Source organism: Stappia sp. ES.058, from assembly GCF_900105595.1.
GTDB lineage: Bacteria > Pseudomonadota > Alphaproteobacteria > Rhizobiales > Stappiaceae > Stappia.
The window spans coordinates 709356-728184 of the sequence record NZ_LT629784.1 but is presented as its reverse complement, the minus strand read 5'-3'; the positions used below and the strand labels follow the sequence as shown (position 1 = coordinate 728184).

At 59.7% G+C, this 18829-nt stretch carries 18 protein-coding genes, 1 tRNA gene and 1 pseudogene; 7 read left to right on the top strand and 13 right to left on the bottom strand.

Annotated elements, in window-relative coordinates; translation table 11 throughout:
* Positions 1 to 65: 65 nt before the first annotated feature.
* From BLU32_RS03420 to BLU32_RS03400, 5 genes are all read right to left on the bottom strand, one after another.
* Positions 66 to 1247, bottom strand: a complete 1182-nt coding sequence (locus tag BLU32_RS03420; protein ID WP_093804996.1) for an ABC transporter substrate-binding protein — start codon at positions 1245 to 1247, stop codon at positions 66 to 68.
* A gap of 119 nt (positions 1248 to 1366) precedes the next feature.
* Positions 1367 to 2602 (bottom strand): flavin-dependent oxidoreductase, encoded by a 1236-nt coding sequence (locus tag BLU32_RS03415; protein ID WP_093804995.1) that lies wholly within the window; start codon positions 2600 to 2602, stop codon positions 1367 to 1369.
* The gene (locus BLU32_RS03410; RefSeq protein ID WP_093804994.1) at positions 2599 to 3063 is read right to left on the bottom strand and encodes a cupin domain-containing protein; all 465 of its coding nucleotides are present in this window, start codon (positions 3061 to 3063) and stop codon (positions 2599 to 2601) included. Before BLU32_RS03410 ends, BLU32_RS03415 begins: the two co-directional genes overlap by 4 nt.
* A 39-nt stretch (positions 3064 to 3102) precedes the next feature.
* Positions 3103 to 3975, bottom strand: a complete 873-nt coding sequence (locus tag BLU32_RS03405; protein ID WP_093804993.1) for an alpha/beta hydrolase — start codon at positions 3973 to 3975, stop codon at positions 3103 to 3105.
* Positions 3976 to 4089: 114 nt separating this feature from the next.
* Positions 4090 to 4530, bottom strand: a complete 441-nt coding sequence (locus BLU32_RS03400) for a cupin domain-containing protein (RefSeq protein WP_093804992.1) — start codon at positions 4528 to 4530, stop codon at positions 4090 to 4092.
* Between the two features lie 112 nt (positions 4531 to 4642).
* On the opposite strand from BLU32_RS03400, the gene BLU32_RS03395 reads away from it, so the two are divergent.
* From BLU32_RS03395 to BLU32_RS03380, 4 genes and pseudogenes are all read left to right on the top strand, one after another.
* On the top strand, positions 4643 to 5701 hold the full coding sequence (locus BLU32_RS03395) for an AraC family transcriptional regulator (RefSeq protein WP_208976968.1): 1059 nt from the start codon (positions 4643 to 4645) through the stop codon (positions 5699 to 5701).
* A gap of 374 nt (positions 5702 to 6075) precedes the next feature.
* Complete coding sequence (locus BLU32_RS03390; RefSeq protein ID WP_093804990.1) at positions 6076 to 6468, top strand: hypothetical protein; 393 nt, start codon at positions 6076 to 6078, stop codon at positions 6466 to 6468.
* Positions 6468 to 6749, top strand: coding sequence for a hypothetical protein (locus tag BLU32_RS03385; RefSeq protein ID WP_197673687.1), 282 nt, complete (start codon positions 6468 to 6470; stop codon positions 6747 to 6749). Before BLU32_RS03390 ends, BLU32_RS03385 begins: the two co-directional genes overlap by 1 nt.
* Positions 6750 to 6839: 90 nt before the next feature.
* Positions 6840 to 6947, top strand: a pseudogene (locus BLU32_RS03380) (winged helix-turn-helix transcriptional regulator); the annotation flags it as partial.
* Positions 6948 to 6984: 37 nt separating this feature from the next.
* Here the strand turns inward: BLU32_RS03380 and BLU32_RS03375 are convergent.
* A protein-coding gene (locus BLU32_RS03375; protein WP_244501784.1) for an IS3 family transposase occupies positions 6985 to 8138 on the bottom strand; the annotation gives its coding sequence in 2 pieces (ribosomal slippage) (positions 6985 to 7886 and positions 7886 to 8138; 1155 coding nt in all).
* Positions 8139 to 9192: 1054 nt separating this feature from the next.
* Here BLU32_RS03375 and BLU32_RS03365 point away from each other — a divergent pair.
* From BLU32_RS03365 to BLU32_RS03355, 3 genes are all read left to right on the top strand, one after another.
* Positions 9193 to 9924: a LuxR family transcriptional regulator gene (locus BLU32_RS03365; protein ID WP_093804988.1), complete on the top strand. Its 732-nt coding sequence runs from the start codon at positions 9193 to 9195 to the stop codon at positions 9922 to 9924.
* A gap of 100 nt (positions 9925 to 10024) precedes the next feature.
* Positions 10025 to 10678, top strand: coding sequence for an acyl-homoserine-lactone synthase (locus tag BLU32_RS03360; protein ID WP_093804987.1), 654 nt, complete (start codon positions 10025 to 10027; stop codon positions 10676 to 10678).
* Positions 10679 to 10999: 321 nt separating this feature from the next.
* Positions 11000 to 11317: a hypothetical protein gene (locus BLU32_RS03355; protein WP_093804986.1), complete on the top strand. Its 318-nt coding sequence runs from the start codon at positions 11000 to 11002 to the stop codon at positions 11315 to 11317.
* A 240-nt stretch (positions 11318 to 11557) separates the two neighbouring features.
* Here the strand turns inward: BLU32_RS03355 and BLU32_RS03350 are convergent.
* The 7 genes from BLU32_RS03350 to BLU32_RS03320 all read right to left on the bottom strand — a co-directional run bounded on the left by BLU32_RS03350 (position 11558) and on the right by BLU32_RS03320 (position 18705).
* Positions 11558 to 11633 (bottom strand) — tRNA-Phe (locus BLU32_RS03350).
* Positions 11634 to 11822: 189 nt separating this feature from the next.
* A complete protein-coding gene (locus tag BLU32_RS03345) occupies positions 11823 to 13175 on the bottom strand; it encodes a lipopolysaccharide assembly protein LapB (RefSeq protein WP_093804985.1) in 1353 nt (450 codons plus the stop codon).
* Positions 13176 to 13385: 210 nt separating this feature from the next.
* A complete protein-coding gene (locus BLU32_RS03340) occupies positions 13386 to 14999 on the bottom strand; it encodes a bifunctional UDP-sugar hydrolase/5'-nucleotidase (protein WP_093804984.1) in 1614 nt (537 codons plus the stop codon).
* A gap of 151 nt (positions 15000 to 15150) precedes the next feature.
* Entirely contained in the window at positions 15151 to 15987 is an 837-nt protein-coding gene (locus tag BLU32_RS03335) for a FecR domain-containing protein (protein WP_093804983.1), read from the bottom strand.
* A gap of 105 nt (positions 15988 to 16092) precedes the next feature.
* A complete protein-coding gene (gene yacG / locus BLU32_RS03330; RefSeq protein WP_093804982.1) occupies positions 16093 to 16323 on the bottom strand; it encodes a DNA gyrase inhibitor YacG in 231 nt (76 codons plus the stop codon).
* A gap of 43 nt (positions 16324 to 16366) precedes the next feature.
* Positions 16367 to 17173: an SDR family NAD(P)-dependent oxidoreductase gene (locus BLU32_RS03325; protein WP_093804981.1), complete on the bottom strand. Its 807-nt coding sequence runs from the start codon at positions 17171 to 17173 to the stop codon at positions 16367 to 16369.
* On the bottom strand, positions 17170 to 18705 hold the full coding sequence (locus BLU32_RS03320; RefSeq protein ID WP_093804980.1) for an AMP-binding protein: 1536 nt from the start codon (positions 18703 to 18705) through the stop codon (positions 17170 to 17172). Before BLU32_RS03320 ends, BLU32_RS03325 begins: the two co-directional genes overlap by 4 nt.
* Positions 18706 to 18829 lie beyond the last annotated feature (124 nt).

Here is an 18829-nt window from a genome sequence, read left to right as displayed (position 1 = left end):
CACGTATCTGCCTTTCCATCGATCGAACGCGCCCGCTCCCTGACGGGGCGGGCGCGATCCGGATCTTACATTTTGCACTCGGAATGGAAGCTATCGGCGTAGTCGGTAACGATGGTCTTCTTCGCCGTGGTCCAGAACTTGCCGTCTTCCCGCTTCGCCACCTCAAGCAGATGGAAATCCTGAACCGGATAGTGGTTGTTGCTGAAGGCGAAGGATCCGCGGACGGAGGTGAAGTCCGCCGACTCGAGCGCCTCGCGCGTTGCGTCCTTGTCGCTCATGTCGCCACCGGTCTTTTCCAGTGCGCTGGCGATCAGATTGGCGGTGTCAAAGGACTGAGCAGCGAAGGAGCCGGGAACATAGCCGTATTTCTCCTCAAAGGCCGCGACAAAGGCAAGATTGGCTTCGTTCTTCATGTCCGGAGCCCAGGCGCCGGCCGACAGAAAGCCGACCGCGGCATCCTGCTGGCCCGGCAAGGTCGTTTCGTCGGTCGTGAAGACGGACGTGAACTTGATGCTTTCATCAAGGCCGGACGCCTCGAACTGCTTGACGAGACGCACGCCCATGCCGCCCGGCATGAATGTGAAGAGTGCGTCCGCACCGGACGTGGAGATCTTCGCCAGCTCGGACGAGAAGTCCTGATGGCCGAGAGGCGTGAAAATCTCATCCGCCACGGTGCCCTTGAAGGTCTGCTTGTAGCCGGCAACATTGTCGCGTCCGGCCTGGTAGTTCGGCACCATGATGACGACGTTCTCGAAGCCCTCCTCATTGGCGATCATGCCGCTCACTTCAGCGTTCTGGTTGTTCTGGTAGGAGGTGACGAAAAAATAGGGATTGCAGTTCTTTCCAGCGAAGGTCGACGGTCCTGCATTCGGGCTGATCAGGAAGGTATCGGACTGGATTATCGGCTTGAAGATCGCCTGCAGCATGTTTGAAAAGACGGTTCCGACGACAAAATCGACCTCGTCACGCTCGACCAGCGACTTTGCCTTGAGCAGAGCCACGTCAGGCTTGAGTTCGTCGTCCTCGACGATCAGGGAAACGGTTTCACCGCCCAGCTTGCCGCCGTTCTGGTCCAGCGCAAGCTGGAAACCGTCAACGATCTGCTGGCCAAGCGCGGCCGGCGGACCGGACAGCGTCACAACCATCCCGATCTTGATATCCTCGGCATAGGCCGCCGAACACAGTGCGGTATTCAATGCCAGCACGGCCGCCAGGTTTGCAATCGTGTTTTTCGATCTTGCTTTCATGGTCGTTCTTCCTTTTCTGCCCCCCTCCGGGGCTGGTTGAAATCTTTGGAACAGGTCTGTCTTTTGTTTTTCCCGGTCCCGGTCACCGGCCCGACTGACGCCGTGGCTCTCCTGTGCGCTCAGGCATCCTGCTTCGTGGCGAAGCCGGCCATCTTTGCATACCCTTTTACAATCGCCTTGCGATCTTCATATCCCAGAACGTCATCCACGTTTTCAAAGCGGCGCGGGCTGAGCTTCTCCACCTCGTCGATCACGCGTTCGGGCCCGCCGATCCGGTTGGTGCGCACGACCTCGGCGGTCTTGGGCAACCGGTCCTGTTCGTAGCGGTAAAGGGCTTCACGCGGATGCTCCGCAGCGGCCATTTCGTCGGCAAGGCAACGTGCATCCAGGATGGCCTGCGCCGCGCCGTTCGACCCGACCGGGTACATCGGGTGTGCCGCGTCACCCAACAGCGTGACGCGCCCGTGCGTCCAGCGCGGCAACGGATCGCGATCGGCCATCGGATATTCGAAGATCGGGCCGCTGGCGCGAACGAGCGCCTCAAGGTCCATGCCCGGTACGTGGAAGCGTCTGGCATAGGGCAGCACCTTGGCAAGGGACGCCTGTTTCGACCAGCTTTCCGGCGGCGGCGGCGAAACCGAGGCATCGGCGATGCGCACGTTCACCACCCAGTTCATCAACTGCCGTCCATCCTTTGCGGGTGCGATCGGATAGAGCACCAGCTTCGCGCCCAGGCCACCGGCGATGGCCATGGTTTCGCCATCCTCCCACACAGGCCACTCCGCAGCACCCCGCCACATGACGACACCGGCCCAACTCGGCACGCCCTCGTCGGGATAAAACCGGCGCCGGCCGACACTGTGAATGCCGTCGGCGCAGATCAGCACCTCGCCGCGAATCGTTCTCGAGCTGAGCCCGTCGACCGTATTGACGAAATGTGCCGTGACGCCGGCCTCGTCCTGAATGAAGCCGGACAGACGCAGACCCGTCAAAACGGCCTCCGGCCCCATGCGTTCGACCACTGCATCGAACAACACTTTCTGAAGCCGACCGCGGTGAATGGAAAACTGCGGATATTCGTGCCCGGCATGAAGGCCGCGGGGCTCGCGCCAGACCTCCTGGCCGATGCGCGTCAGATACCGCAGCTCGCGGGTCCGCAGTCCCACCTCGTCCAGCCGTTCCAACAGGCCGAGTTTGGCGAGTTCGGCAATGGAATGAGGCAGGGTGTTGATGCCGACCCCGACTTCGCGGACTTCATGAGCCTGTTCGACGACCATGGCCTTTACGCCGCGTTCGTGCAGCATCAAGGCAGTGGTCAGCCCGCCGATCCCGGCCCCTGCGATCAGGACGGTCATGGCGCAGTCTCGGTTTCGGGCGGTAGAAAATCGATGGCATGGGCTGCGGAGACGGCAACAATCTGGGCTGGATCGGCCTCCGGTCCAAGGTTGTGAAGGGCCCAGAACAGGTCGTAGAGCTGCGCGGTCGGCGTTACCCAGAACAGCGTTTTGATCGTGTTCCCGGACTTGTTAAAGATGCCGTGGGGAATGCCGCGCGGCAGTTTCACAAGATCTCCAGGCTCGCCGACGGCTTCCTGCCCGTCCAGAAGGAAATCGAACCGGCCTTCCAGAATATAGAGATATTCGTCCTGGTCGGGATGAATATGCGGCGGCACGAAGGTTCCCGGCGGCAGTGTGGCGTGCCAGGAAAAGCACTCCTCGGTCATCTGCTTGGGCACGTAGGTCTGGCCCAGAATGTTCCAGCTTATCTCATCGAGACCGTGGCGGGACTTGACGATCCCCGGAGCCATGGCTGTCATTTTGATTCCTCCGTCTCTCAGGTGCCTGAGGGTTGAAATTCATGCGTCGAGGGGCGTGCCGCGCGGCCGATCCTGCGGGACAGGGCCAACAAAGGCGGCCGTGATCGGCGAGCCCGCGTCCTTCAAGCCTTCAAGGATCGTAAAATGGTTGTGATTGCCGTCAATTTCGCAGCGCACCGGCACGTCCAGTCCCGCCCATATGTCGGTCAGAAGACGGGTCTGGCGGATGAATTCCGGCCGTTCACCACCTCCGACCCAGCAGGTCAGGGGCGTAGCTGCCGCCGGTTGGGCCAGAACCGCACTTTCGGCGCGGGCCTCGTCAAGATCCAGGTTGAGTGTACGGTTCATTGCGGTGTGCAGCAGCGGTCGCAGGTCATGAAGACCGCTGATTGACAGTGTATGGGCGATGCGATCGAAAACGCCGCCCGGGAGCGGGCTGTCGGAGCAAAGCATCCGCGTTGCCAGGTGACCGCCGGCCGAGTGGCCGGACAGCCGGATGGGGCCGTCCACCAGCCCGGCAGCCATCGAAATGGCCTCGCCTATCTGCGCCGTGATCTCATGGATCCGCGCTTCCGGCGCCAGGGTGTAGCTTGCCACGCAGACGGCCCACCCTTGTGCGCGCGCGCCTTCGGCAAAATCCGTCCAGTGCCCCTTCTCCAGCCGCATCCAGAAGCCGCCGTGAATAAAGACGGCAAGTCCCTTCGGTGTGCCGTCCGGCCAGACGATGTCGAGCTTTTCCCTTGGATGACTGCCGTAGCCGATATCCAGATCCAGCCGGTGTCCGCCCGCCTGCAGGCCAGCCCTGTAGGCGGCCGCCCGCGCGGCCCAGTAGTCAGGCAGTTCGCCGGACCTCTCGACATGTTTCATATTCGCGAAAGCGTCGTCCCAATCGCACAACGGTGGCAAGCTCATTCCGACCGTCCTGCCGGGCGACCGGCCGTGTTCGGATACTCCGCTCGGCGGATCGTGGGAGACACACCGAAGCCTTGTTCAGACCCGGATCCGGTGCGGCCTGGCTGGTTCGGCTCAGTCTGCATTGGAAAGGGGGAGGAAGTTGACTTCGCGCAAAGCGGAAAGACGCACCAGCTCCTGAGGGTCACGCACCCCGTCCAGCTCGGTAAACAGCTTGTAGAGGTCGCGCGCCGGCGACACTCCGAAGATACATGTCGCGGTCTTGCCGGAGCGGTTGAAAATGCCATGAGCGATACCCCGCGGCATCTTGATCGTGTCGCCGGACCCGGCCTTGCAGTGATCGTCGGGAAACTCGATTTCCAGTTCGCCGTCCAGAATGTAGATCCACTCATCCTGTGTCGGGTGGATATGCGGCGGCACGAACGTGCCGTCGGGAATGGTGGCGTGCCAGACGAACGTCTCCTCTGTCAGAAATTTGGGAACATAGGTGTGCCCCACGACGTTCCATGCGAGATCGTTCATGCCGGCATCGGCCTTCATTACGCCTTTTTCCATAATCCGGATTCCTGTTGTTGCAGATCGGGACGTGATGCTCCGCCCACACTGCAATGCTTTCACGCAATCAGGTATCCGAAAAACGAACCCGTCTTCGGCATAAATTTTAAGCTTGAAGCAAATTGGAACTCATGCGCTAAATCGACGCGTAAAAACCTTAAACCGTCCTGCAAGGAACCCGATGGCCATAGCAGAGGCTTTGCCAGCGAAGGAATATTTCGCGCAGAATCCGGTGGTTCGCACTCGCGACATGGATGAAGCGCGCCATATCATTTCCGGCAAGCTCTGCGATCACAAGCTGGAGGTCATCGGTGGTCAATCCGGCCTTTTCGTCCGCCACAATGCGGTAAGCGGGCAGAGCATTTCCGCAAATTACCTGCACTACGGAGCCGACGTGACGGTGGATCCGGGACGGCTGGGCTCTTTCTATCTGTTTCAGGTGCCGCTTTCGGGACGGGCGAATATCAGGCACCGTGGCGAAGAAATGACCGCCACGACGCAGATGGGAACCATCCTGAACCCGGATCGGACTGCATTGCTGCATTGGGGGCGTGATTGCAGCAAGCTCTTGCTCCAGGTCGACAAGACCCTGCTGGAAGCGGTTGCCCGGTCGATAACGGGGGTTCCGCTCCCGGGACCCATACGATTTGAAATGCAGGTCGATCTGACCAACGGGCCGGGACGCCAGTTGAGACGCCTCGTGATGGCTTGCGCCCAGGCCATTGAAAACGGAGACCTGTTCCAGGGGCAGCTGGCGGCACGGGACCTGAAGGCGGAGGATGATCTGGCGCACGCGCTGCTCACTCTCCAACCGAGCAACATCTCGCACATCATCGAACGCTCGGATCGTCGGGCCAGTCCCAGGGAAATCCGGATCGCGCTGGAGTACATTCACGCCAACCTGGCAGAGCCGATCAACCTGGCTGACATCGCGCGCGCGGCACGCTTGAACGTGCGAACACTCCAAAAGGGGTTCCAGCGCTTTTACGGCCAAAGCCCGATGGAGGTCCTGCGCAATGCACGGCTCGATACGGCTCATTATCTGCTGGCGGCCCGGCAGGATCCGCCCAGCGTGAGTGAAGCGGCATATTCCTGCGGCTTTTCCCATCTTGGCCGGTTTTCGTACTACTACAAGGACCGCTTCGGACATTTGCCGAGCGAGCAGCGCTGAAGCAATCCGGCCACTGCATGCCCCTATCCATCCGCACGCGTCCACAGAAAAACAGGGACCGCGCAGCGTGAACATCGGCACCGGGGAACACTTGGTTGCGACCCGCCAAACCGAGGACCGGTCGGCGAAATCCTCGGCTCTCCCGAACGTTCGCCATCAGAATCCACAGACTGGGGATTTCTCGTTGTCAAAGCGTTGATTTTATTGATTTTTGAAAAGGCAGTGGTGCCCCTCGATAGAGAGACTTCGAACGAATTGATCGAGGTTTTGGAGGATTGGGGACACCAACTAAAACGCTCGGACTTTGAGCGGATCGTTGCAAGTCTTGAGGATGAAGAAAGCGAGACTGATGCCCCTTCTCCGGGAGGTCTGTCATGACGACCAAAGCTCAAGCAAAGCGCCCCGCTCCACTGTCGCTGCGTCTGAATCAAGCAGAACGCAAACGACTGGAAAAACTTTCCGGGGATCAGCCGTTTGGCCGCTTTATCAAAGACCGCATCTTTACCGAAGCACCTGTTTCCCGCGCTTCAGAGATTGCAGATCGCTATCAGATGTTGGCGCGGGTGCTGGCAGCGCTCGGCGAAAATGACGTGTTTGCCAATCTGGATGCTATCGCCAAGGCAATTGGGGCCGGTGATCTCGTTCTAACTGAGGAGCAGCAAGATCAGATCGCTACGGCATGTTTGCTGGTTCTGGAAATGCGCAATGACCTGATCCGCGCCCTGGGGCTGAAACCACCTGCTCAGCCGCATGATGGGGATCGCTGATGATCCTGCACGGCAATCAGCGCGGCGGTGCCAAAGACCTCGCCCTTCATCTCATGAAGGACGAGAATGAAACGGTGCAGGTTGTCGATGTGCGCGGCTTTGTTTCGCGCGATGTCATTGGGGCGCTGACGGAATCCTATGCGCTAAGTCGTGCCACCAAATGTCGTCAACATTTGTTCTCGCTCAGCCTAAACCCGCCCAAAGGCAAAAGCGTCAGCGATCAAGATTTCCTGGAAGCGGCTGCACTGGCAGAAGAACTGTTGATTTTCACTGAGAACTGACCCGGTAAGGCCTTATTTTTTCACTGAGAACTGACCCATGTTTAAACCCACCCCTGCGTGATTTCAGCGGGGGACGACGGAGTGATAGACATGGCGTTGTTGAGCGTTATCAGACGCTGGCATTTTCGTGATCAGCTTTCGATCCGGGAGATCTCCCGGCGCACCGGATTGTCCCGGAACACAGTGCGCAAGTATCTGAGCTACTCCCCGATCCTTGGACAGGATCTGGCGTAATTTAAGCTACTCGTCGCACCTGCTGATCGGGTTGGTTGATATCATTTCTCTGCCAATAGACCAGCGCCGGTGGCCTGCCGCCGAGGGCTGAGTGAGGGCGCTGGTGGTTGTAGAACGTCATCCATTTCTGGATGGCCGCCCTTGTCTCTGAACCGGTCTCCCAGGCATGCAGGTAGACGCACTCGTATTTCAGGGTGCGCCACAGCCTCTCGATGAAGATGTTGTCGAGGAACCGGCCTTTCCCATCCATCGAGATCCGCACCCCAGACCGGCGGAGCCGATCCGTCCAGGCGAAGGACGTGAACTGGGATCCTTGATCGGTATTCATGATCTCGGGCGGCCCGAACTTGTGGATGGCCTCGGTCAGCGCTTCGACACAGAAGTCAGCCTCCAAGGTGTTCGAGATCCGCCAGGACAGAACCTTGCGGGTGTGCCAGTCCATGATCGCCACCAGGTAGAGGAACCCGCGCCGCATGGGCAGATAGGTGATGTCCGAACACCAGACCTGGTTCGGGCGTTCCACCCGCAGACCTCTGAGCAGGTAGGGATAGGTCTTGTGCCCCTTCGCCGGCCTGCTGGTGTTGGGCTTCTGGTAAATCGGCATCAATCCCATGAGGCGCATCAGTCGCCGGATGCGCTTCTCGTTCACCAGGTGGCCGTCGTTGCGCAGGTGCCAAGTCATCTGCCGAGCGCCGAAGAACGGGGTCTCCAGGAACTGCTCGTCGATCCGCCGCATCAGGCCGAGGTTCCGTTCGGTCTCGCCCTTCGGGGTGTAGTAGAAAGACGAGCGCGCGATCGACAGCAGCTTGCACTGCCGGCCGATCGACAGGTCCGGGTGGTCCGGCTCGATCATGCCGCGCCTCACTTCCCGCCCCAGGGCTTCAGCTTTCGTTCCAAAAAAGAGTTGGCCACCGCCAGCTCCCCGATCTTGGCGTGGAGCTCCTTCACCTGCTCCTCGTCAATCTCGGGCCTCTTGCGGCTCCCGCGCTCGAACACACCTGACGCGCCTTCGAGCAGGGCGCGCTTCCATTGATGGATCATCGTCGGATGCACCCCGAACCGGCTTGCCAGCTCGGCTGCCGTCTCCTCGCCTTTCAGGGCTTCCAGCGCGACCTTCGCCTTGAACTCAGGCGCGTGCTGCTTCCGTTTCGACATCTCTGATCTCCTGCTCGTCGAAGATCAGCAGACTGCAAATCGTAGCTTATGTCAGTGTCCGAATTTCGGGGGGTAGCTCACATTTGCCGCTGTGATATTTTTCGAAGGCACGTTCATATGCTTCTATTTTGGCGGCTAGATCCGCCTTTCGAGTTCGCCTGCGAGCAAAACGTGCTCGCATATAAAGACTTTCAAGCTGCCAAACGGCATCAGAATACTGAAGAATCCTAGGCGGGCAACTTTCCTTCCTTACTACAACGGTTCCCATCACGTCCCCCTTGGAGCTCACTTTCTAAGGATGATTTCCAGTCGCAATCATACGGCACTACGAGGGACGGAGGATAACTCAAGCCGGAGGGCGTCACTTCGTTGGCGTTTGAGGCCGTCCGGTTAGATCAATCTTCGCTGGGTATGTGCATTGCTCACGACCATCCACGAAGCATCGAAGGTGCTTTGGAACGCTACTAGAAATCATAGCTTGCAATGCATCCGGATCCGTCGCCTCCAATCGCGCAACGATCTTCATACTCTCTGCCCGACTTGCTAATTGCGGTTTGCCACAATTGCGTGCCGCCCTGGCGAGCTCGTCGAGCATTCTATTGATTTTGTTAAATAATTTTTCCTTCTCCATGAACTTTCCAATCGTCAACGTTGTTGAATTCAACCAGAATACAACCTGAAAACGATTTTTTCTACCAAACTCGATGGAGTGTCGGCTTCGCTTGAAATTGCAACCCTGCAAATTTGGGGAGGGCATTTGGCAGACTACATTCGCGGTTCCTGCTGACCTAGGCTTCGACGGCCAGCGAAGAGGAGCGCATAAATGGACAGAACAGTAGTGGAGATACGAACCAGTATCCTGGGATACCTCGCTGGAACTTTAGAGTTTTGCCGGGAGGAGATGCAGCCGATTGACCCGGAGCTCGCGAGGAAGATCGATCTACTGCATGAAGAGGTGATTGAGGCGATGGCGATCATGCGATCCAGATCGCAACCTCAGCGTTAGCGTGATAACCTATTCCCGCTATTTGATAGTGTCTACCGAGGGGCGGTCATGATGCGGGATGTACGATTTACAGATGTCATTGAAAAACTTCGCGTTGCATCTTCAAATGATGAAGCCCGGGGTCTTCTCAATCATGTCGTCTCCGAATACGGACTCAAAAACGCGGTATATTATGCAGATCGAATGCCAGAGCTCACCCAACGAGAGCCCTATCTGGCGTTGACCTATCAGGAGGACTGGGTCCGTCACTATAAGGAGCAAGACTTTTTTTCGATCGATCCGGTGCTGAGAGCAGGAGCTCAAAGCCTTCTACCGGTTGACTGGGATATTCTTGACCGCAGCGCACCGAAAGTTCGGCAGATGTTCGACGAGGCAAGAGACTTTGCGATCGGGCACAAGGGCCTCACATTTCCGATAAGAGGCGTAAACGGAGAAACTGCGCTTTTGTCAATTACATCAGACTTTACGGATCGAGAGTGGGCGAAAACCAAATCCATTTATATGCGCGACTTCCAAGTCATCGCGAATTTTATTCATGAAATGATTGTTCGAACGCAAAAAACGAAAAAGATAATACCGAAACTATCGCCTCGTGAGCATGAGTGCTTGAAGTGGGCGTCCGAAGGAAAGACATACGAAGACATTGCTTTGCTGATTGGGATACGACCAGGGACTGTCAAGACCTATATGGAAATGTCTCGCCGGAAACTCAATGCGCTCAATACAACTCACATGGTTGCTCGGGCACTCTCCCTAAAATTGATCGACCCGCCAGGTTAAACGATGTATCGAAATGCGGAAACTCCCCCAAAATGCAGAATATACTAGTAGATTTATCCTTGTCATTGTCGTCCCACCAAGTGAGTGAGGAGGACAAAAGATGATCCGCTTGATCCAGGGAATTGACCGTATGAATCACGCATTCGAGATCGATCGGATGCACACAATCCGAGCTGACGTATTTCACCATAAACTTCGTTGGGATGTCACTGTCAATGATGGTTGGGAGATTGACATCTTCGATGAAGCCAATCCACTCTACATCATTTCAATCGATCCCGATACCGAAGATGTGCGCGGATCCTTGCGGCTCCTTCCGACGACCGGCCCGAACATGCTTCGCGATGTGTTCAGCGGCCTGCTGCCCGATGACCTTGAAATCGCCGACCCCCTTATCTGGGAGGCATCCAGGTTCTCGATGGATCCCGAGTACGCGTGCGGCTCCAAGAAATGCGGACAAGTCAGCGAAATTACGGCTGAGTTGTTTCTTGGAGCAATCGAGATCGGCACCCTTATTGGTCTCCGACAACTCGTGACAGTCTATGATGCGCGGATGGCACGTCTGTTTCGACGTGCCAACTTCAAGATTGAAGTTGTCGGTACGCCGATGCGCTATGGCAGGGTCATGACATATGCCGGCGTCATCGGAACCAATCAAACCACGATCGACGAGTTGCGCGCAGCGAGTGGGCACACAATGTCCGTCCTCGAGAAACCCGCGCCGACAGACCCGCTCGCAGCATTCGTGGCTTGAATGCCCGACCTAAAATCAAGGGCGGGGCAGAATCAATGCCTCGTCCTTGCAACCCTAAGACGCGATGACTGATGAGAAATAAAAGACTGCCATGGTCCCGAACGGAGGTCGAGCGCGCGAGAAGACGCATGGAAGCGCTCGACTAAGACTTGTTCGAACTAGCGCGTCTTATGAGCGAAACGGAAGAAGTGCCAATCTGGCTTCTCGTCTCAGCCGGCTATCTCAAAATACCACCGGTTTGAACCGCAATCGCCCAGCGTGACAAACTCCCCGTATTGAACTGAGGTGGCATCTACCGTCGCAAGGGGGATTACGAACGTTATGGATTTCACAGCGACAGCCGGCGTCATTATCTGTGCGATATTTTTAACGTCAGGCGCGTCTGCGATGCCCGACGCAAGTACAATGAAGCGGCTGGAAACGGTGGCGTTCTACATAGGTGCTATCGACCACTGCGGACTTGACGTATCGCCCGATCGGCTGATGCGGTTCTTCCGCGAAAATAAAGCTACCGATCCCGTCACATTCGGAGCCCTGGATAGCCTCGTCACCAGAGGCTCACTGATCCGCCATGAACCAGGAAGCTCTCACTGCGTTCTCACCGAGCAGATCATGCGGGCGGAAGGGATCATCGATTGAAGACGTTTTGAGCCGCGCTCAATCAGCATTTCCCGCCCGAAATCGGTTGCCATTTGATCTTGCGCGCTGTGCCATTTGTTTTTGCGCGCTACATCACGAATTGATGCCGGGAAGAGCCTTTGCGCTGCATTGGGCGAACCAGCCGATAGAGCATTGTTGCACACCTTTGTAACACAGTTCGGTGAGCGCAACATGCTGAAAGGGCTTAACTTATTGGCCCGAATGGCTTTGTGAGGTAAGTGGTGCCCAGGGCCGGAATCGAACCAGCGACACGCGGATTTTCAATCCGCTGCTCTACCAACTGAGCTACCTGGGCCAAGCGACGCGCCAATGCGCGAGCGCCTTGAAGTGCCGGTCTTATAGAGGCTCGAAACGGGCCTGTCCAGTTGCCAGCGCGAAGTTTTGCACAAGCGCATCAGACGGCTCCAACACGGCCCGAAAAGCCTGTCGGGCTGCATGCGAGCAAGCTTGCGCGCGAAATGCTGAAACTTGTCTTCCGGGCGACTCAAAACAGCTTGGTGACGCTCAGCATGCCTGTCGTATTGGAATAATCCCGGGTTCGATAGTTCGACTGCACCCGCCGGTATTCGGCGGACAGGGAAAGCACAATATCCGATCGAAGCGGAATACCGAGGGCGCCGCGAACCCAGGCCTCATTGTCGCTCTGGCTGAGCGTGGTGCTGACCGACGGGTCCGGCGCGTCATAGGCGCGGTAGAGATATCCCAGATCGAGGTCCACCATCCACGGCGTTTCCAGGCGCTCTATCGGTGACGCGAACCGGTACGTCGCACCGACCGAGGCACCTGCATGCCAGTTGCTCTCGAACGACGCCTTCGCCTGCTCGAAGCCGGCAAGAAAGAAACCGCGCACCGACCACGTGTCGTCGAGCTGGAAAACATGTGCAAGCCGACCGGAAATCTCGTAGCCGTTGCGATTGCTGACGCTCTGGTAGGTCGAGCTGTCGCGGAACCAATTGTGCCGATACTCGATCCTGGCGTTGATCGTGGAGCGCTCGGACGGCTGGATCGCGAAGCGTGCGCCGCCACCGATCGTGCCCGAGTAGTTCCCGCCATCCAGTCGCACGCCGTTGACGATGCCATAGACGCCGAAGCGGGCATCGTCGATATCGAACCGCGCCATATTGAACGACGGGCCGAATGTCAGCTCCGACATCGCGCTGTTCACACGCGAAACGTCAAGATAGCGGTCACCGTAAAACAGGAGATCCGCCTCCAGCAGATCGCCCTGATTGCCAAGATCATAGCTTGCGTGGATGTTGCCGGCGACAAAGGCGTTCCAGTCTTGCCGGCCGAGCACCGTATTGGCGAGAAGATACGTGCTGCCCCCAAGCACGATGAAGCGGTCGGTCGGGCCGGCATTGGCATTCGTCTGGAAACGAACGCCGGTCGTCAGCATCCCCGACACCTTGAGCGGGTCCTCGGCCGTCACGATCGCGGCCTGGAACTGACCTGCACGTTCCGCAACGGCGGCGGACGCATTCGGGGCATTTTCCGCACGCCGAAGATAGGAGCGAGCGGTCTCGAAAGACCCAAGCCGGTAATAAAGAACGCCGACCTCCAGCAGAACGCCGGGATTTTCAGGTGCCTGGATCAGCACCCGTTCCAGCGATCCGATCGCCGCTTCATAATCTCCAAGGCGCACGGACACTGCCGCGTGTTCAAAAGCCGTGTCGAAATCCTGCGGGTCGGAAAGCATGGCCTGCAGCAGGATTTCCTGGCGCGCCTCAAGGGCCGCCCGGTCCTCCGCAGCCCCCTGTGCGAAGGACGCGCTCGCGAAGGTCAGTGCCAGGGCGAGAGCCGTTCCAAGCGCGCCTGCACGCCAAAGCCGCCTGCGCAAGGAGCGTCGTCCCTCGACCACACAACACAGAGCTGCCCCAAACGACACATCACCCTCCGATCAAGGATCAGAACCTCACTCACCGCTTTACAAGCGTAAGGGAGACGCTACGTCACGTCGCGCGCGCGCTCGTGCACATCCGGCGTTTTCCAAGACGTGTTGCAGCCAGACCACAAGTGCGGGGCGTTCCCCGCAGCTCGCCCGGCTGCGCTATTCGATCTCGCGAATGCGACCGTCGGTAAAGGGCTCGTAACCGCCCTGGATGTCGCTCACATAATCCGCGACGACTTCTTCCAGGCCGGGGCCGTAGTCATAGGCCTTCGTGCCCGCATCGGCGAACACGCTGTATCCGTCGCCGCCGCCGCGCATGTAATTGTTGGAAACGACGCCATAGGTCTTGTCGGGGTCGAGCGCCACCCAACCGCCATCCTGCGCGACCTCAACCTTGATGATACGGCCATCGCCGGCGGGGCGGGCGCGGGTCCAGCTGAAGCGCAGTCCGGCCACCTGCGGAAACCGTCCGGCGCCCTCTTCGACCTGGGAGACGCCGTTTTCAAGCGCCGTGATCACGTCGCTTCCCTTCAATTGGAAGGTGGCAAGCGTGTTCTGGAACGGAAGAACCGTCAGCACCTCTCCCATCGTGACCTCGCCGGCCTCGATCGAGGCTCTCAATCCGCCGCCGTTCTGAATCGCGATATCGATACCCTGTCCCTTGACGCGCTCAAGCATCGCGTCCGCGACCAGATTGCCCATCGGACATTCGCCGGCCCGGCAGCTGTTGCGGGATCCGTCGATCATCGCCTTGGTATCGCCAATCACCTTGGCCTTCAGCTCTTCCAGCGGTTCGCCAAGCTCGGCGACGCGCGCGGCGACCGCCTTGTCCGCGGCAACCGAGGCATCCAGAAGGGTCGGATTGCCGTTTGCGGAGACCACATTTCCGGCGTCATCGAAGACGACCTCGATTTCGCCCAGGAACTTGCCGTAGGCATAGGCCTGGACGATGGGAACCTGCTGGCCGACCGGGTTTTGCACCAGCACCGGATAGGGGCCGGCAGCCTTGTCATCGGTGTTGGACAGCAGCGTATGGGAATGCCCCCCGACGATCACGTCGATGCCCGGAACGCGAGAGGCGATCTGCAAGTCGCGGGGCAGCCCCATATGCGTGATCGCGACGATTTTGTCGACGCCCGCCGCCTGGAGCCCCTCGACCGCCCCTTTCAGATAGTTTTCCGCCGAAAAGAACGCGACATTCGGGCCGGGAGACGAGGTCTCGACCGTGTCTTCCGCCAGTGTCGAGACCAGCCCGATGCGCTGGCCGCCAACCGAAAGCACCATGGTTCCGGCGATCTTGCCTTTCAGCGCGGGCTCATTCTCGACGTCGATGTTGCCCGACAGCACCGGCACATCGACCTTGTCGAGAAACGCGGACAGGCCTTCCGGTCCATCGTCGAATTCATGGTTGCCGACGGCCATGGCGTCGAAGCCGATGGCATTCATGAACTCTGCGGCCGCCGCGCCCTTGTAGGTGGTGTAAAACAGCGATCCCTGAAACTGGTCGCCCGCATCGAGCGTGATCACGTTGCGGCCCGCCTCGGCAAGGGCTGCACGGCGTTCGTCGATCTTCGCCTTCAGGCGCGCGACGCCGCCGAAGCACTCGCCCTTGGCATCATCCTCGGGCGAACAGGTGGAATCATACTTGTTGATCGGTTCCAGGCGGGAATGAAGATCGTTGATGTGCAGGATCGTCAGCGAATAATCTGCATGGGCCGGAGCACCTGCCAAGCCGAGAGCAAGAACGCCCAGCACCAAAATACGTCTCTTCATCACCGTCCACTCCCGGTCGCCGCATCGTGCGCAGTCATCACGATTTCCATCCATGCGCATGGAAACATGACACTGCCACCTCGCCTCGACCTTGGCAACAGAACCGGCAGGCTCCGCAGAGGCCACGGGGACCGCGCCGATCGCAGGAGAGTCAGCAGCCGTAGTAGCAGATGGTTTTGTTGCTCTTGAGGACCGACGAGTTCGCAAAGCCAAGATCCAGCAGGCGCCCCGGCACTTCGCCGTCGCCCGATACGATCACCGGGCCCGGTATCGGTTGCCCCGGGACCGGAGAGACTCCGGAATTGATCCCGGAGAGCCGGCCGATTTGCCCGGCCGTCGGGCGCTTCTGTCCGCGTGCGGAACCGGTCAGGAACCGGTTAATGGCCGCGACAACCGAAGCGGGCGTCCGTCCGACGCGCGCACCATTGCCATCGGGAAAGATCGCAAAGCCGGGACGATAGACACGATAGCTCTTTCCTGAAGGTACGCGGAAGGTCAGACCCTTACCGTAGAGAAAGGAATAGACGGTGGTTCCGCCGCGATCGAAGAGGTCCGCCATACCGCCACGAATGCCGATGGTGCCCTGGCGGGTGTTGATGGTGACGCCGCCGCGCGATTTGGAGATCTTTCCCCCGACATAGCGCGCAACGCCGCGCCCGAAGGTGGCGATCAGCTTGCCCTGCCCCTCACGCGGGCGGTAGACGAACTCGTCGATGGTCAGGCTCGAGTTCGGCCCCACCATGAAATTGGATCCGTCTGCCAACAGCACCTGCACCCGTCCCTCGCCACCGGTGCGAATGCGCTCGCTGTGAAACACGTCCTTGCCGATGCGGATCGTCTTGAGGGGACCGCCGCCCAACTGGCTCTGGGCGCTCTGGTCGACGGCGCTCGCAACCCCGACCCGCTCCTGCGCGCTCGCGGGCTGCATCTGTCCCGCAACAAGACCGATGCCGACGAGAAGGCAAAACCAACGGGTGACGATGGACATGACCGGGAACTCCTGTCGCTCGCGAGGGGCTTGGGCGAGGATGCACTTTCACCGATTACGCAGGGACAGTCTAGCGTCAGGACCCACCCGCGTGGGTGACGCATATCACCTTTCGTCGGAATCTTCCGCGTTCTGGCGCGCTTCGAGTTCGGCGAGATCCTCCGGCTCCAGTTCGACGACCGGCACGCTGTAGCTTCCCGACAGCCAGCGGTTCAGGTCGACATCGGAACAACGCCTGGAACAGAACGGATAGAACGGTTCCACCGACAGCTTGCTGCATTCCGGGCAAGGCCGCGCCCGGCGCGGAGCATCGGAGGAAGGTCCCTTTTCGGTCATGCGTCTTGCAACTCCGGCTTTTCTGGCGCGGTCTGTCCGCGCCTCAACTGTACTTCAGGGTAATCCCGCCATCCACCACCAGCGCATGACCGGTGATGTAGCGAGCTTCGTCGCTGACAAGAAAAAGCGCCGCATGAGCCACGTCCCAGGCATCGCCCATGTGGCCCATCGGCACCTGGGAATCGCGCTTCTTCCACATCGCCTCGACATCACCGTCGGAATAGACATCCGCAAGCTTCGTGGCATGTTCCACCATTGGCGTCTTCATCAGGCCTGGCAGGACCGCATTCACGCGAATGCCCCGCGCGGCGTACTCCACTGCCGTGGTGCTGGTCAAATGATTCACCGCCGCCTTGGTCGCATAATAGGTCGAATAGGCAACACCGGTGTAGCGGATCGAGGCGATGGAGGAAATATTGACGATGGCGCCGCCGCCGCTCGCTTCCATCGCCGGAATGGCGTGTTTCATGGCCAGGAACACGCTCTTGAGGTTGACCGCGTTCACCCGGTCCCATTCCTCCTCGGCCAGCTCCACCACGCCGCCGACCTCCGCGATGCCGACGTTGTTGTCGAGGACATGCAGACCGCCAAATGTGTCTGTCGCCATCGCAACGGTTCTGGCGACATCGGCAGAGACGGTCGCGTCGCAGCCGGTCGCGACCGCCTCACCGCCCTCGGCCAGAATCAGGTCGCGGGTTTCCTGCGCCGCCTTTTCGCTGATGTCGGCGCAGACGACCTTTGCGCCCTCGCGAGCGAAGAGAACAGCCGCCGCCTTGCCGTTGCCCCAGCCGGGTCCGCTCGATCCGGCGCCGATCACCAGCGCAACCTTGTTCTCCAGACGTTTCGTCATCCCTGCGTCTCCTCCCCGGCGGCGACACGCGCGGCCTGTGCCCGCGCGTCCATCGTCCGCAATTCCGTTTTCAGTATCTTTCCGTAATTGTTCTTGGGCAGGGCCTCCAGGCGCACATAGGCCTTCGGCCGCTTGAAGCGCGCAATCCGCTCCAGGCAAAGGGCGTCGAGCGCATCGGGCGTCGCCTCGCCGGCGTAATAGGCAACGATGCTCTCTCCCCAATCGGAATCCGGCCGGCCGATCACGGACACTTCGTGAACCTGCGGATGGACAAGCAACACCTCCTCCACCTCGCGCGGATAGACGTTGGTTCCCCCGGAAATGATCACGTCCTTGGAGCGGTCCAGAAGCGTCAGATATCCGTCCGCATCGAAGGCCCCGACATCGCCCGTATGCAGCCATCCCGCGCGGATCGTGTCGGCGGTCGCCTCAGGATTGTTCCAGTAGCCGGTCATCACGGTGTCGCCGCGCACCAGTATCTCGCCGCTTTCGCCGGGCGTATCCCCTGCCCGGTCGATTGAAACCTCCACGGCGCTGTTTGCGATCCCGGCGGAGCCGAGCCTTTCACGCCAGCGCGGATGATCCCGGTCGGCGATATCCGCCCGGGAGAGCACCGTCGTCGTCATCGGGGTCTCACCCTGTCCATAAATCTGGGCGAAGCGCGGCCCGAACCGGTCGATGGCGCGGATCGCATCCGCCACATGCATCGGCGCACCGCCCCAGACGATTGTGCGGATGTTCTCGCAGACCGCATCGCCAGGGTGCTCGGTCAGCCGCTTGATCATGGTCGGCGCGGCGAACATGGAAAGCGCGGGCGTGCGGGCGATTTCGCCGAAGACCTCGGCGGGCTCGAAGCCGCCGGACTCCGTGACGGCGTTGATGCCGAACCGGGCCACATGCGCCATCGCATACAGACCCGACCCATGGCTCATCGGCGCGGCATGCAGCAACGTTTCGCCGGGCGCGGTCGGATCGACATCGCTCAGATAGGCAAAGCTCATCGCCATCAGATTTCTGTGGCTGAGCATCGCGCCCTTGGGGCGCCCGGTCGTGCCGGAGGTATAGAACAGCCAGGCAAGATCGTCGGGCGCACACGCCGCGACCGGCATCGGATCACTATCCAGCATCCGCCGGTACATCGGACCGTCAATCGTCACGATCTCGCGCAGGCTTTCCGGCGCATAGGCGCCGATTTCCGCGTCCTGCCCGCTGCCGGCAAAGGCAAGCCGTGCGCCGCAGTTTTCAAGGATCCAGCCGATCTCGGCTGCATGCAGTTTCGCGTTCACCGGAACAGCTGCAAGCCCGGCCCACCAGATCGCATAAAGCGCTTCCAGATACCGCGGCCCGTTTCCGGCGACGATCGCCACGCGGTCACCGGGCGCAAGCCCGAACGGACCGTGCAGGGCGCTCGCGAGACGCGCCGCGTTTTCCGCAAAGCGGGAATAAGATGCAACGACCGTTCCGTCGCGGGAAAGCGCAGGAAGATCGGCCTTCGCCCGGCCGGCCCGCGCAAGCCACGCTGCCATGTTCATGCCTGTCCCCTTTGAAACTACCGCATGCGGAGGCGTGTCCGCCCGCACGCGACCGACACGTCTTGTCAGGATTTATTGCAGGGAATGCCACTCGAGGCCAAGCCGAAATCCGGATCGGCCATCG